General features: G+C 65.5%; 12 protein-coding genes and 1 pseudogene. 4 read left to right on the top strand and 9 right to left on the bottom strand.

The genetic code is table 11. The features are described 5' to 3' along the window. The 4 genes and pseudogenes from IC50_RS30950 to IC50_RS30935 form a co-directional block, all read left to right on the top strand. Positions 1–572: pseudogene (locus IC50_RS30950) on the top strand (hypothetical protein); the annotation flags it as partial. Between the two features lie 133 nt (positions 573–705). Continuing rightward, on the top strand, positions 706–1,905 hold the full coding sequence (locus IC50_RS30945) for an ABC transporter substrate-binding protein (RefSeq protein ID WP_035714017.1): 1,200 nt from the start codon (positions 706–708) through the stop codon (positions 1,903–1,905). A gap of 8 nt (positions 1,906–1,913) precedes the next feature. Further along, positions 1,914–3,647 (top strand): FAD-dependent oxidoreductase, encoded by a 1,734-nt coding sequence (locus IC50_RS30940; protein WP_035714013.1) that lies wholly within the window; start codon positions 1,914–1,916, stop codon positions 3,645–3,647. A gap of 19 nt (positions 3,648–3,666) precedes the next feature. After that, positions 3,667–4,461 (top strand): IclR family transcriptional regulator, encoded by a 795-nt coding sequence (locus IC50_RS30935; RefSeq protein WP_035714010.1) that lies wholly within the window; start codon positions 3,667–3,669, stop codon positions 4,459–4,461. Positions 4,462–4,613: 152 nt separating this feature from the next. On the opposite strand, the gene IC50_RS30930 is transcribed toward IC50_RS30935, so the two are convergent. The 9 genes from IC50_RS30930 to IC50_RS30890 form a co-directional block, all read right to left on the bottom strand. Further along, the gene (locus IC50_RS30930) at positions 4,614–5,393 is read right to left on the bottom strand and encodes an SDR family NAD(P)-dependent oxidoreductase (RefSeq protein ID WP_035714006.1); all 780 of its coding nucleotides are present in this window, start codon (positions 5,391–5,393) and stop codon (positions 4,614–4,616) included. 39 nt (positions 5,394–5,432) lie between these two features. Continuing rightward, entirely contained in the window at positions 5,433–6,176 is a 744-nt protein-coding gene (locus IC50_RS30925; RefSeq protein ID WP_035714002.1) for an aspartate/glutamate racemase family protein, read from the bottom strand. A gap of 9 nt (positions 6,177–6,185) precedes the next feature. Further along, positions 6,186–7,451: an NAD(P)/FAD-dependent oxidoreductase gene (locus IC50_RS30920; protein ID WP_035714001.1), complete on the bottom strand. Its 1,266-nt coding sequence runs from the start codon at positions 7,449–7,451 to the stop codon at positions 6,186–6,188. 3 nt (positions 7,452–7,454) lie between these two features. Further along, a complete protein-coding gene (locus tag IC50_RS30915; protein ID WP_035713999.1) occupies positions 7,455–9,116 on the bottom strand; it encodes a thiamine pyrophosphate-binding protein in 1,662 nt (553 codons plus the stop codon). A gap of 259 nt (positions 9,117–9,375) precedes the next feature. Next, positions 9,376–10,122, bottom strand: coding sequence for a metallophosphoesterase family protein (locus IC50_RS30910; RefSeq protein ID WP_035713998.1), 747 nt, complete (start codon positions 10,120–10,122; stop codon positions 9,376–9,378). Positions 10,123–10,355: 233 nt separating this feature from the next. Further along, the gene (locus tag IC50_RS30905; RefSeq protein WP_035713996.1) at positions 10,356–11,141 is read right to left on the bottom strand and encodes an ABC transporter permease; all 786 of its coding nucleotides are present in this window, start codon (positions 11,139–11,141) and stop codon (positions 10,356–10,358) included. Then, positions 11,138–11,950, bottom strand: coding sequence for an ABC transporter permease (locus tag IC50_RS30900; RefSeq protein WP_035713995.1), 813 nt, complete (start codon positions 11,948–11,950; stop codon positions 11,138–11,140). The genes IC50_RS30905 and IC50_RS30900 overlap by 4 nt, the downstream gene beginning before the upstream one ends. A 72-nt stretch (positions 11,951–12,022) precedes the next feature. Beyond that, positions 12,023–13,081, bottom strand: coding sequence for an ABC transporter substrate-binding protein (locus IC50_RS30895; RefSeq protein ID WP_035714027.1), 1,059 nt, complete (start codon positions 13,079–13,081; stop codon positions 12,023–12,025). A 28-nt stretch (positions 13,082–13,109) separates the two neighbouring features. Continuing rightward, complete coding sequence (locus IC50_RS30890) at positions 13,110–14,417, bottom strand: NAD(P)/FAD-dependent oxidoreductase (protein WP_035713992.1); 1,308 nt, start codon at positions 14,415–14,417, stop codon at positions 13,110–13,112. Between the last annotated feature and the right edge of the window lie 13 nt (positions 14,418–14,430).

Raw genomic sequence — 14,430 nt, 5'->3', positions numbered from 1 at the left:
CCTGCGGCGGCGGCCGATGGGATCGGACTTTTCTCGATACGTTCCGCTATCTCGACCAACTCGGACGCCTGGCGAGGGCCGGCGTCCAGGTGGTGATGCACAACACGCTGGCCGCCAGCGACTACGGCCTGCTCGACGAAGCAACCTTTCGGCCACGGCCGAGCTACTGGGCCGCGCTGCTCTGGCGCCGGCTGATGGGAACGACCGTGCTCGACGCAGGCAGGGCTGCTCCGCGCGATCTCCATCTCTATGCGCATTGCCATCCGGCCATGGCAGGTGCGGTGTCGCTGCTCGCAATCAACACGTCGCGTCGCGCCTCCCACGCGCTGACGCTATCGGATCCCGCCGAGCGGTACACACTCGACGCGGCGCGGCTGCAGGGCGCGATCGTGCGGTTGAACGGCAAGAGGCTAGCGCTGACCACCGAAGGCCGGCTGCCGCGACTCGAGGCACGCGCAACGCCGAGGGGAACGCTTCGGCTCGCGCCGGCGACCATCGCCTTCCTGGTGTTTCCGAACGCTGCAAATCCCGCTTGCTCATCCCGACGCCCAGGATTCCAGCGAATCCCATGAGAGCGTTGGATGCAGTTGCTCGCCACATCCCTATCCACCAGGCCAATTCACCATTGACAAACTCATTTGGCATTAACTAATTTACCTCCGGAACAATCCGCCGCGCAAGCGGCCAATAAGAGAGGGAACGACGATGAGAGCGCTTCTGGCCTGCGCCATGCTCGCGGCCATGACGTCCGCTGCTTTTGCACAAGTCTCCGACGACGTGGTGCGGATCGGCGTGCTGACGGATCTGTCCAGCTGGGGCCGCGACAATAGCGGGCCGGGCTCCGTGGAAGCCGCGAAGATGGCGGTGGAGGAATTCGGGCCGACCGTGCTCGGCAAGCCGATCGAGATCATCGGTGCCGACCATCAGATGAAGACCGACGTCGGCGTGCAGATCGTCCGCGGCTGGTTCGACAACGGCAAGGTCGACGCCGTCGCCGACATTCCCAATTCCGGCATCGCGATCGCCGTCCACAACATGGTGCGCGAGCGGGGCAAGATCGCGCTGCTCTCCGGTCCCGGCGCGAGCTCGCTGACCGACGAACTGTGCAGCCCGAACACCGTGCATTTCACTTATGACACCTACGCGCTGTCGAAGGTGACGGCCTCCGCCGTGATCAAGGAAGGCGGCAAGTCCTGGTACTTCATCACGGCCGATTATGCCTTCGGCCAGCAGCTCGAGAAGGACGCCACGCGCTTCATCAACGAGATGGGCGGCAAGGTGCTCGGCGGCGTCAAGCACCCGACCAACACCGCCGACTTCTCCTCCTTCGCGCTGCAGGCGCAGAGTTCGAAATCCGACGTGGTCGCCTTCGCCAATGCCGGCCAGGACACCGACAACGCGATCAAGCAATCCGGCGAGTTCGGTCTCGTCCAGGGCGGCCAGAAGCTGGTCGGCCTTCTGATGTTCGATACCGACGTGCACGCGATCGGGCTGAAGGCCGCGCAGGGCACCTACATGACCACGGCTTCCTACTGGAACATGGACGAGGCCACCCGCGCCTGGTCGAAGAAGTTCTACGAGCGCACCAAGGTGATGCCGACCATGATCCAGACCGGCGTCTACGGTTCGGTGCTGCACTATCTGAAGGCCATCAAGGCGGCCGGCACCGACGATTCCGCCAAGGTGATGGCCAAGATGCGCGAACTGCCGATCGAGGATATCTTCGTTCACGGCGGCAAATTGCGCGAGGACGGCCGCGTCATCCGCGACATGTATCTCGCCAAGGTGAAAACGCCCGAACAGTCCAAGGAGCCGTGGGACTATCTGGACATCGTCAAGACCGTGAAGGGCGAGGACGCCTTTCGCCCGGTCTCCGAATCCAAATGTCCGCTCCTGAAGAAGTGAGGCGAGACATGACCAGCACCGAGCATAGCGCAATTGAGACTTACGAGTGCGATGTGCTCGTGGCCGGATCGGGTTGCTCCGGCATGTCGGCCGCGATCACTGCACGCCACCGCGGCCTCGATGTGCTGATCGTCGAGAAGGAGCCGCGGTTCGGCGGCACCACCGCGCGCTCGGGCGGCTGGCTCTGGATTCCCGGTACGTCGCTGGCGAAGGCCTATGGCATCGAGGAGACGCCGGAACAGGCCCGCACATATTTGCGCCACGAGGCCGGCAACAATTACGACGCCGCGCGGGTCGATGCCTTCCTGAGCGCCGGCCCCGAGGCGGTCGATTTCTTCACCACCAGGACCGCGCTCCGTTTCGACATGCCGCTGGTGTTTCCCGATTATCACGCCGAAGCCCCCGGCGGCGCCCAGGGCGGCCGTTCCATGGTGACGCGCCCGTTCGACGGGCGCGAGCTCGGCGACCTCATCAAGACCCTCGGCATGCCGCTGCCGGAGCTGACCGTGTTCGGCATGATGCTTGGCTCCGGCAAGGAGATCATCCATTTCATGCGGGTGACGAAGTCGCTGACCTCAGCGGTCTACGTCGCCAAGCGCCTGTCGCGGCATCTGATGGACGTGCTGCGCTACGGCCGCGGCATGACCTTGACCAACGGCAATGCGCTGGCGGGACGTCTGGCGAAATCCGCGCTCGATCTCAAGATTCCGATGTGGCTGTCCGCGCCGGTGCGCGAGCTGACGGTCGAGAACGGCACTGTCACCGGCGCGATCGTCTCGCGCGAGGGACGCGATGTGCGCGTCCATGCACGACAGGGCGTCGTGCTTGCCTGCGGCGGCTTCCCCCACGATGTCGAACGGCGCAAGAAGATGTTTCCGCATGCACCGACCGGCAACGAGCACTATTCGCCAGGGCCGACCGGCAATACCGGGGATGGACTACGTCTGGCGGAAGCCGCCGGCGGGCAGGTCGAGGACCGCCTCCCGAACGCGGCAGCCTGGGTGCCGGTGTCGCTGACCACGCGCAAGGACGGCTCCAGGGGCGTGATGCCGCATTTCATCGACCGCGCCAAACCCGGCGTGATCGCGGTGATGCGCAACGGCAGGCGCTTTGCCAACGAAGGCAATTCCTATCACGACTTCGTCCAGGCCATGGTCAAGGCGGCCAGGCCGGGCGAGGAGATCGCAGCCTATCTCGTCTGCGACCACCAGACTCTGCGCAAATACGGCCTCGGCTGCGTGCCGCCCTTCCCGATGCCGCTAGGCCATCACCTGAAGTCCGGCTATCTCATGCGCGGCGATACGCTGGACGCGCTGGCGGCGAAGGCCGGAATCGATGCCAAGGCGTTCGTCGAGACCGTCAGGCAGTTCAATGCGACCGCGCCGTTGGGGCACGATGCCGCCTTCGGCAAGGGCTCGAAGGCCTATAACCGCTACCAGGGCGACGCACTGCACGGCCCGAACCCCTGCGTCGCGCCGATCGAGCACGGCCCGTTCTATGCCATCAAGATGGTGATCGGCGATCTCGGCACCTATGCCGGCATCGTCACCGACGAGAACGCGCGGGCGCTCGACGCGGAAGGCCGCGTGATTCCCGGCCTCTATGCCGCCGGCAATGACATGGCGAGCATCATGGGCGGCAATTATCCCGGCGCCGGCATCACGCTTGGGCCGGCGCTGACCTTCGGCTACATTGCCGGCCGACATCTCGCCGACAGCGCCGCCAGGCCCAACGCGGCGTAAGCCACACGCCGGGAGGCGCATGAAGAGGGAAAGCCGCGGCATCCAGTCGATCGAGGTCGGCGGAGAATTGCTCCGTGCGCTCGCAAGATGCGGCGAGCCGATGATGCTGCGCGATCTCGCTCGCGAGGCCGGCATGACGCCGGCCAAGGCGCATCCCTACCTCGCCAGCTTCTCCCGTATCGGGCTGATCGAGCAGGACGAGACCACCGGCCGCTACGAGATCGGCGCGCTGGCGCTCGAGCTCGGCCTGATCAGCCTGCGCCGCCTCTCGGGCGTGCGCATCGCACGTCCCAGGATCGCGGCGCTCGCGGGCCAGATCGGCCATGCGGTTTCGCTCGCGGTCTGGGGCACGCATGGTCCGACCGTGGTGCAGCTCGAAGAACCGACCCAGCCGGTGCATATCGTGATGCGCGTCGGCTCCGTGATGGCGCTGCTGGAGACCGCGACGGGCCGTGCGTTTGCCGCGTTCCTGCCGGAGACGACCATCAACGCCGCACTCGAAAGCGGCCTCGATCGTCGCGGCGTCGGCTACAATCCGAAGCGCGCGGTGAAGGGCGCCAAGGTCGTCGAGATGCTCGCCGAGGTCCGCAAGCACGGCCTCGCCCGCGCGCTCGGCGATCCCCTGCCCGGCGTCAACGCGTTCTCCGCGCCGGTGTTCGATCATTCCAGCCATGTCGCGCTGGTCATCACCGCGATGGGGCCGGAAGGCACTTTCGATGCACGCTGGGACAGCCCGATCGCGCATGCCTTGCGCGACTGTGCCGGCGCCATCTCGAAGCGGCTCGGCCACGGGATAACGGCCGCGGCGGAGTGATGGGCAAACTGCCCGCCTCACGACGACTGTCATTCCCCGCGAAAGCGGGGAATCCAGTACGCCGCGGCCCATCGATTCAACCACGACCGCCTCGGAGTACTGGATCGCCCGGTCAAGCCGGGCGATGACAGCGAGTGTGGGGCGACAACGCCCTACTTCTCCTTCACAGGCACCGTGTAGTTCAGGATCAGCCGGCCGCCATCGGGATAGATGGTCTGCCCGGTGATGTAGGACGCATCGTCGCTGGCAAGGAACGCCACGACCGACGCCACCTCGCTAGGCTCGCCGCCACGGCCCGCAGGCGTGCGCGACATCACGGTCTTGCGGGCATCCTCCGAGGTGTAGATGGAGGAGGCCACCATGTCGGTCAGGATCGTGCCCGGTCCGACCGCCACCACACGAATATTGTGCGGGGCGAGCGCGACAGCCGCGACGGAGGTGAGCTGCTTCATGCCGCCCTTGGAGATGGCGTAGGTCGCAAGCGTCGGGATCGCCAGCAGCGCATTCACCGAGGACATGTTGATGATGACCCCGCCGCCGCCCTGCGCGATCATTTGCCTGGCCGCCGCCTGCACGCCGAACAACGCACCCTTCAGGTTGATGCCGATGATCTCGTCGAAATCCTGCTCGGTGATATCGAGGATGTTCTGGTTGCGGGCGATGCCCGCATTGTTGACCATGACGTCGAGCCGGCCGAACTCCTTCACGGCAGTTGCGACAAGCTGATCCACGTCCGCGCGCTTGGCGACATTGCCGACGACGGTGCGCAGGGCATCCGGCCGTCCCAGTTCGGCGGCCGTGGCCGCCAAGCCGTCGGCATCGATGTCCGAGATGACGACCTTGACGCCGTCGTCCAGGAATCTCTTCGCGCAGGCCTTGCCGATGCCGCGTGCTGCGCCGGTGATGGCCGCGACCTTGCCGGATAGTTTCATGGGTTCGCTCCAGGAGTTGTGACGATCTCTCGGACGCATTCACGCAAAGACGCGCGGGCGCAGTCCAGCATGAAACCAGGTGATCATGGAATAGATGTCGTAAACGGGCAAGCCAAGCTCGGCCTGCAGCGCGGCGGCATAAGGCGGCATGTTGGTGCATTCGAGCACGATGGCGCCAACATCCGGATTCCCGGCGACGAGCGCCTTGCCGGCCTCGACCACGTCGCGCTCGGCTTGCGCGACGTCCATGTCGTCCTTCTCGGCCTTGATCAGGACACGGAAAAACTCCTTGCCGTTCTCGGTGCCGACCAGCGGCGTATCGAGCGGCACGCCGGCGCCTTCGAGATGGGCCGGCGTCAGGGTCGAGCCAGACACCGTGACGAGACCGACGCGCTTGCCGGGCGGCAACGTCGCCTGCACCCACGGCACCTGCATCAGCGACGAGGTCGCGACGGGAACGCCGACCGCCGCCGCGATCTCCTTCTGAAACAGCGAGAGGAAGCCGCAATTGGTGGTGATCGCCTCAGCGCCCAGCCGAACCAGATCCTTCGCAGCATCGATGAAGTCGGGCAGCAGGCCGGCCGCGCCTTTCAGCACCACCTTCTCCGGCGAGGCGCCGCTCACCACGCGATAGAGCACGGGGAACGGCCAGGTGGCGCCGTTGCCCATGTCGCCGGGAATGCGGGGGAAGCGCGCCTCCAGCATCAGGATGCCGAGCGGCGCGCCATAGATCGCCTTGCCGCCGCGGGCAACACGAGAAGGCGAATTGGCGGAAGTGGTCATGGTGAGATCTCAGAGAAAGCGAGTGGGTGCGAAGGGCGCCAGCGGAATCTCGGGCTGCTTGCCGCTTATCAGCTGAGCGACAAGACGGCCGGTGCGAGCCGATCCGACCAGGCCAACATGGCCATGGCCGAAGGCGTAGACGATATCGCGCGAGGCGCGGGCATAGCCGATGCAGGGACGTCCGTCCGGCATGCTCGGCCGATGACCGAACCATGTCTTGATGCGCGCGGCCGGAATGTCCTTCGGCAGTTTCGGGAACATGCCGAGAAGATGGTCGCGCAGGATTTCGGCGCGCTTCCAATTCGGCGCGGCCTCTAAGCCCGCGATCTCGACCGTACCGGCGGCGCGCAGGCCTTTGTTGGTCCAGTTCACCACCATCTTGGCATCGGATGCCATCATCGAGCTGCGCGGGCCCGCTTCCGGATTCTCGATCATGACGTGATAGCCGCGCTCGGTCTCCAGCGGCAAGGGATCGCCGACCGATGCGGTGAGCAGCTTCGATCGCGCGCCGGCGGCGACCACCGCGGCGTCGCAGGCAATTTCGCCGGTCTCGGTGAGAACGGCCACGAGCTTGTTGCCGGACAATTTCAGACCGATCGCCCTGGCCCGCACGTGCTTTGCGCCATTGGCGATCGCATGAGCGGCGAGCGCGGCGACATAGGCGCCGGGATCGCGACAGCGTCCGGCCTCCTCGACCACCACGCCAAAGGTGTAGCGCGGATGCAGCTCCGGCTCGCGCTGGCGTATCTCGTCGGCGTTGAGCTCCAGCCATTGGACGCCGACCTTCCTGCGCAGGCGCCAGCCGAGGTCATTGTCGAAATTGCCGCGCGTCGGGAAGACATGCATCACACCGTTGCGCTCGATCAGTTCAGGCACGCCCGCTTCTTCCGCGAGCTTCCTATGCAGCAACGGCGCGTCCTTGAGGAGATCGCGCAGCGCGAACGCCGTCTTCTCGACACGAGCCTCGGTCCAGCCGGAGAGCAGATATTTGATCAACCAGGGCAGCGCCTTCGGCAAATACGACCAGCGGATCGCGAGCGGGCCGAGCGGGTCCAGCAGATAGCCCGGCACCTTTTTCCAGATGCCGGGCTCCGCCGGCGGGATCACCGAATGCGAGGAGAGCCAGCCGGCATTGCCATAGCTCGCCGCCTGCTCGCCGCCGGGCTCGCCCGGATCGATCAGAGTGACGCGATGGCCCTCGCGCAGCGCCTCGATCGCGCTGACCACGCCGATCGCGCCGGCACCGATGATGGCGACGTGGCGGCCGGTAGGCATCGCTTACGCCTTCACCGCCGGCGTAAAGTCCTTGCCGACCGAGATCGCGCGCGGATCGATGATGCAGTGGAGGATCGACGGCTTGCCCGAGGCCAGCGCACGCTCGAACGCCGGGGCGAACTCTTCGGTGCGCTCGACGCGCTCGCCATGGCCGCCGAACGCCTTCGCGTACATCGCAAAGTCGGGATTCTTGAGCTGGGTGCCGACGACGCGACCGGGATAGTCGCGCTCCTGATGCATGCGGATGGTGCCGTACTGCGAATTGTCGACGACGATGACGATCAGCGGCGCGTCGTACTGGACGGCCGTCGCGAATTCCTGGCCGTTCATCAGGAAGCAGCCGTCACCGGCGAAGGCGACGACGATTCGATCCGGACATTGCCGCTTGGCCAGCACGCCCGCCGGCACGCCGTAACCCATCGAGCCCGAAGTCGGCGCGAGCTGCGCGGCAAAGCTGTGGAAGCGGTGATGACGATGGATCCAGCCGGCATAGTTGCCGGCGCCGTTGCAGACGATCGCGTCCTTCGGCAGGCGGTCGCGCAGCCAGGTCATCACCTGGCCGTACTGGAACGTGCCCGGCAGCTCGCGCGCCTTCTCGGTCCAGGCGAGGTAATCGGCGTGCGCCTTGGCGGCTTCGCCCTTCCAGGCCACCGCGCCTGTTGGCTTCAGCGCCTCGACGGCTGCCGCGAACGCGGCGGGCGTTGCCTGGATCGCGAGATCAGGCTGATAGACGCGGCCGAGCTCTTCCGAGCCCGGATGCACGTGGATCAGCTTCTGCCTGGGATTGGGGATGTCGAGCAGCGTATAGGACGAGGACGGCATCTCCGACATGCGGCCGCCGATCAGCAGGATGACATCGGCGTTGTCGATGCGCGCCTTCAGGCCCGGGCTCGGTCCGATGCCGAGATCGCCGGCATAGTGCGAATGATCGGCATCGATCAGCGAGGCCCGGCGGAACGAGGTCGCAACCGGCAGGTCGAAGCGCTCGGCGAAGCGCGCGACGCTCTTGGTTGCTTCATCGGTCCAGCGTGAGCCGCCGAGAATGACGAGCGGCGCCTTGGCGCCCGCCAGCATGGCGCCGAGCTTCTCGATATCGGCAGGCGCCGGCCAGCTCACGGCGGGCTCGATGCGCATGGCATCGGCAACGGCGGCGGTCTCGGTCAGCATGTTCTCCGGCAGCGCGATCACCACGGGACCGGGACGGCCCTGCATGGCGACGCGGAAGGCGCGCGCCACCAGCTCCGGAATGCGGTCGGGGCGATCGATCTCGACGGCCCATTTCGCCATGGAGCCGAACACCGCCTTGTAGTCGAGCTCCTGGAACGCCTCGCGCTCGCGCATGCCGGTGTCGACCTGGCCGACGAACAGGATCATCGGCGTCGAATCCTGCATCGCGATGTGGACGCCGTGGCTGGCATTGGTGGCGCCGGGCCCGCGGGTGACGAAGCAGATTCCGGGCCGCCCGGTGAGCTTGCCATAGGCCTCCGCCATCATCGCCGCGCCGCCTTCGGCGCGGCAGATCATGACGTCGATCGGGCTGTCATGCAGCGCATCGAGCGCCGCCAGATAGCTCTCGCCCGGCACGCAAGTGACGCGCTCGACACCTTGGGCGACGAGCTGATCGATCAGGATCTGGCCCCCGGTGCGGGTGTTGCGAATGGTCATGTCGGCTCCCCTCAAAACTTCGGCGATGCCCCTGACCGCCTCGCAAGAATTTCCTTCGGACGTGGCGTAGGACAGGCCGACAGGACGCGCAAGATCGAAAGGCTTTTTGCACCCTGCGCAGGCGGCATGCCCGTCCCTGCCCTTTGCACGACCGCCCGTGTCGCGGCCACCCCGGACCAGATCCGTGAACAGATACCGGAGCGCTTCGAGGAGCGCGGCGCCAACGTGGACCAGGGGTGCGGATCTGACGGGTGCCGGCCTAACGGCGCTCCGGCCGAACCCAACCGGTTGCAATCGCGCTTGCCCAGGAGAGCATGCCCCTGCTGCGCGCCAGCGCGGCCATGCCCGCGCTATCGTAGGGCACATGGCGGATCGTCGCGGACCAGCCCCCTCCGGCATGCTCCAATATGGCGTAGCACGCGTCGGGCGTGCCGACTTCAACCACGTAAGGCACAGGCAACTTCCCGTCGTAACCGGGCAGCCCGACGCTGCCGGGGTTTACGACCAGTCGTCCATCCCTCAGACGAACGACCCTCGGAATATGAGTGTGCCCGCACAGGATGATCTCGGCAGTGATCCCCGCGGCTTCGGACTCGATCGCCTCGATCGGACTGGCGCGCACGCCGCCGTCATCGGCTATATGATCGAGCCAAAAGGCGGCATCGTTCCCAGGTGACGCATGGCACAGGAACACCCGGTCTCTGTACATCAGCGTGGGTGGCATGCTTGCCATCCAGTCGAAATGCTTGCGCGCGAGTTGCTGGAAATCGCTGCGCACCGAAGTGCCCGCCTGCCGGAGCTCCAGGAGGATTCGATCCTGATCGCCCCGCACCGACGGAAAGCCGCGCTCGATGAGCAGGTCTGCGGTTCTTGCCGCCTCGAGCGGCCCGCTGACGTGGTCTCCAAGATTTACCACGTCGTCGATACCGAGCGCGGCAATGTCCGCAAGGACGGCGCCCAGCGCCGGACGATTCCCGTGCACATCCGCGATCGCAGCAAATTTCATTTGGCCCTCCCAGTCGAGATGGCCGACGATTCACGCAATGCGGGGACGATGCAGGGATGGCGGTTCTCTTTAGCTGCATTTGTCGAAGCGCCCGCAAGCTGAGGATCAAATCGGCGCGGGCGGAACCATGGCACGATCAACGCGCCGCAATCAAGCGATTCACCACCGCGCTCCGACGTCTTCGCCTGCGATCGGCCGAACCGAACGCCGGGATCCCTGGACGGGCGCCATCTTCACCCGCTCCGCGTCTGCCGCGCGCTCGCCAGCAGCACCAGCATGAAGGAGGCCGCAGTCATCAGCGTCGAGATCGCGGCAATGGTTGGGTCGATCTCGTCGCGCAGCGCGGTGAACATGCGCTTGGTCAGCGGCTGGTACTGGCCGCCGGAGATGAACAGCGCGACGATCGTCTCGTCCATCGCCGAGATGAAGGCGAAGATGGCGCCGGCGACGACACTGGACTTGATCTGAGGCAGCGTCACCGCGAAGAAGCTGCGCAGGCGGTTCATGCCGAGGCTGCGCGCCACCATCTCCTGCGCCGGATCGAAGCTCTGCAGGCCCGCGAGCACGGAGATGACAACGTAAGGCAATCCCAGCATCACATTCGCCAGCACCAGGCCGGGCAGGGTCGCGACCAGGCCGACCCGGGCATAGACGAAGAAGATGCCGACCGCGGTGATGATGATCGGCACCACCAGCGGCAGAAGCAGCGCCATGTGGATAACGCGCATGATACGCAGCTTGGATTGGCTGACGGCATAGGCGGCGGCAACGCCGCACGGCGTCGCGATCAGAACGGTCAGGAATGCGACCGTGAGCGTCACCCGCGTTGCCTGCATCCAGGCGGGATTTGAGAAATATTGCTCGTACCAGCGCAGCGAGAAGGACGGCGGCGGGAACGTCAGGAAACGCGCGCTGGAGAACGAGATCGGCACGATGATCAGCACGGGTAGGATCAGATAGACCAGCACCAGCACGCTGATCACGTACAACACAATCCGGGCGGGCGAGGCGCGCATCATTTCTGCCCCAGCACGCGATCGAGCGAGATGAAGCGGCTGACCGCGAAGAAGATCACGAGCACGCTCAGGAGCAGCACCACTGCGACTGCGCTCGCGGCCCCGAACTGATTGTAGAGCTCGACATTGCGGCTCACCAGCATCGAAACCATCACGGTACGGCCGCCGCCGAGCAGCTCCGGCGTGATGTAGAAGCCGAGGCAGAGCACGAACACCATGGTGCAGCCTGCGAGCACGCCCGGCAGCGACAGCGGCAGGAACACGCGGAAGAACGTCACCGACGGGCTCGCTCCAAGGCTGGCGCCGGCCTGCATCAGATCGTTCGGGATCTTCTGCATGGCGGCATAAAGCGGCAGCACCATGAACGGCAGCAGGATGTGCACGGTGGCGACCACCGTGCCGAAGGTGTTGTGGACCAGCGGAAGCGGCTCGGAGATCACGTCGAGATAGCGCAGAAACTGGTTGATCACGCCGGTGCGCTGCAGCAGCGCCAGCCACGCGTAGGCGCGGACCAGCACGCTGGTCCAGAACGGCAGCACGACCAGGGACAGGATGAGAATGCTCCATCCTTTCGGCAACGAATTGGCGAGATAGGCCACGGGGTAGCCGAGCAGTAGCGCGATCAGTGTGACCGCGAGGCTGATCTCGAAGGTCAGCGCGAAGCTGCGCCAGTAGATGTCTTCGGTGAAGACGCGGCGATAGTTCTCCAGCGTGAAGCCATCATGATAGATCGACTGCCAGGCCAGCCAGCCGACCGGCAGTGCGATCAGAGCCAGGATTACCAGCAGCGCGGGCGACACCAATGCCAGCATCAGGCCGTGCTCACGGCGCTGGTGCTTTTGGGAGGGATCGGACACGGATGTCGTCAACGCTGCCTCGCTTGCTCACTTCTGCATGAACGACGCCCAGCGCTTCTCGGCGGCTTCGCCCGCGGGCGAGGACCACCAGGCGTAGGACATCAATGCCTGCTTGGCCGCGTTCGCCGGCTCGCTCGGCAGCTGCGCGGCGCGCTCGGGCTTGATCACGCCCGTCTCGAACGCCTTGGGATTGCCCGGGCCGTAGTCGATGTTGAGCGGCAGATTAGCCTGGTGCACGGGATCGACCGCCTCGTTGATGAACTTGACCGCCGTACCGAGATTGGGCGCGCCCTTGAGGATGCAGAGCGACGTGCTCTGCAAGATGCCCTGGTTGTAGGTGAAGGACACCTTTGCGCCCTCCTTGGCGACGGCGCTGACGCGGCCATTCCAGGCCATCTCCATGTCGACCTCGCCGTCATTGAGCAGCTGTGCCGACTGCGCGCCCGAGGTCCACCACACCGTGATGTACGGCTTGATCTCCTCCAGCTTCTTGAACGCGCGGTCGACGTCCAGTGGGTAGAGCTTGTCGGGTGCGACACCGTCGGCCATCAGCGCGGCTTCGAGGGTTGCGATCGGGTGATTGCGCAGCGCGCGGCGGCCGGGGAATTTCTTCACGTCCCAGAAATCGACCCAGTTGTTCGGCGCGTCCTTCGGGAACGTCTTCTGACTGTAGGCGAGCACGCTGGAATAGAATTCGTAGGACACCGAATAAGGGCTGCGATAAGCCTCCGGCATCGCTGCGGTGTTCGGAATCTTCGAGAAGTCGAGCTTCTCGATCAGGCCCTGCTCGCCGCCGCGCAGGCAATAGCCCGTCGGGGTGTCCACGACGTCCCAGATTGGCTTGCCGCTGCCGACCTGTGTCTTGATCGCGGGCCAGGCGTCGGGGATGGAATCCTGATTGATGGTGATGCCGAGCTTCTTGGCGGAAGGATCGAGGATCGCCACCGTCTGCGCCTGCTGATAGGCGCCGCCTTGCGACACGAAGGTGATCTGCTCGGCGGCGTTGGCTGCAGTACCGAGCGCAACTGCACTGATCGAAGCGCCCAACAAGGCGTAACAAAATCCAGAATTCCGTTTCGTCGTCATCCTCGCCTCCTCCATCGCCAAAGAAATCTCACTGACCGATCGCATCGAGAAACTGGTACCAGCCGGCGACCATGCGGACCGCGGGCTCGCGCAGCGGATAGAACGGAATGGGCTTCATGCGCCGGACATCGAGCAGGCCGACCTCCGGCGTCTCGCCGCGTACGAAGGCGGCGAGATAGCGGCCCATCAGGCTCGACATCGCGACGCCGGCGCCGTTGTAGCCCATCGAGACCAGAGTGCGGTCGTCGAGCCTGCCGATATGCGGTACCGAGTCCATCGTCATCGCAACGAGGCCCGACCATTTGTATTCGAGCGGGACATCGGCGAGATCGGGAAAGATGCCGACCATTGCCTTACGCAGGGCGTCGAAGGCGGCTTGCGAGTCCTGCTTGCCGAACGCGCCGCGGCCACCAAAGATCACCCGATTGTCCACCATGCGAAACCAGCGCATCATGCGCTTGGTCTCGGTATAGGTGCGCCCCGTGGGCATCAGCCGCCCGGCGAGATTGCGCGGCAGCTTGTCGGTGGCGATGATGGCGCTTCGGAACGGGATCAGCGTGCGCTGCATCTGCTCGGTCGCGCCGGTCAGGTCGGAATAGCTGTTGGTGGCGATGATCGCCTGCTTGGCTCGCACTGCACCTTGAGGGGTCTCGGCGAGGATGCCGCCATCCTCGCGTCGAAGTTTTACGACCGGCGATTCCTGGAAAATCGGGACTCCGCGGCGTGCCACGCCATCGGCGAGGCCGCGCAGATAGTTCAGCGGATGGATTCCGCCCGAGCCGGGATTGAGCACCCCGCCGACAAAAATGTCGGAGCCGGCCTCGTCGCGCACACCGTTCTTGTCGAGAATGCGGACCTCGGCTGAGCCCATCTCGCGCGTCATCCAATCGGCCTCGCCGATCGCGGCCTTCAGCGTCGTCTCGTTGTGCGCAGCCTTGACCTGGCCCGTGCGGGTGAGGTTTGCGCTGGTGATGCCGAACTCGGAGACGAGCTCCTCGACCATGTCGGTCGATTCATGCGCGATCTCGTACATGCGCCGCGCCATGGCGCGGCCATGCGCGGCGTCGATCTCGCGGAACGACAGGCGAAACTTTGCCGTGATAACCCCGCCATTGCGCCCGCTCGCGCCCCAGCCGGGGCGGTTGGCCTCGAGCACGACCGGCGACAGGCCGCTCCTGGCGATGTGGTGCGCCGCGGAGAGGCCGATGTAGCCCGCACCGATGATCACCACATCTGCCTGCTGCTCGCCCGACAGGACAGGAAACGCGCCCGCCGGCTCCGCCGTGGCTTCCCACAGCGAGTTGACCGATGGCAGCGCACTCCAGTTCCGCGTCATGCCTGCACTCATC

This window comes from Bradyrhizobium genomosp. I (2014) (genome assembly GCF_000261685.1).
Classification (GTDB): domain Bacteria; phylum Pseudomonadota; class Alphaproteobacteria; order Rhizobiales; family Xanthobacteraceae; genus Bradyrhizobium.
This window is presented reverse-complemented; position numbering and strand designations above follow the sequence as displayed.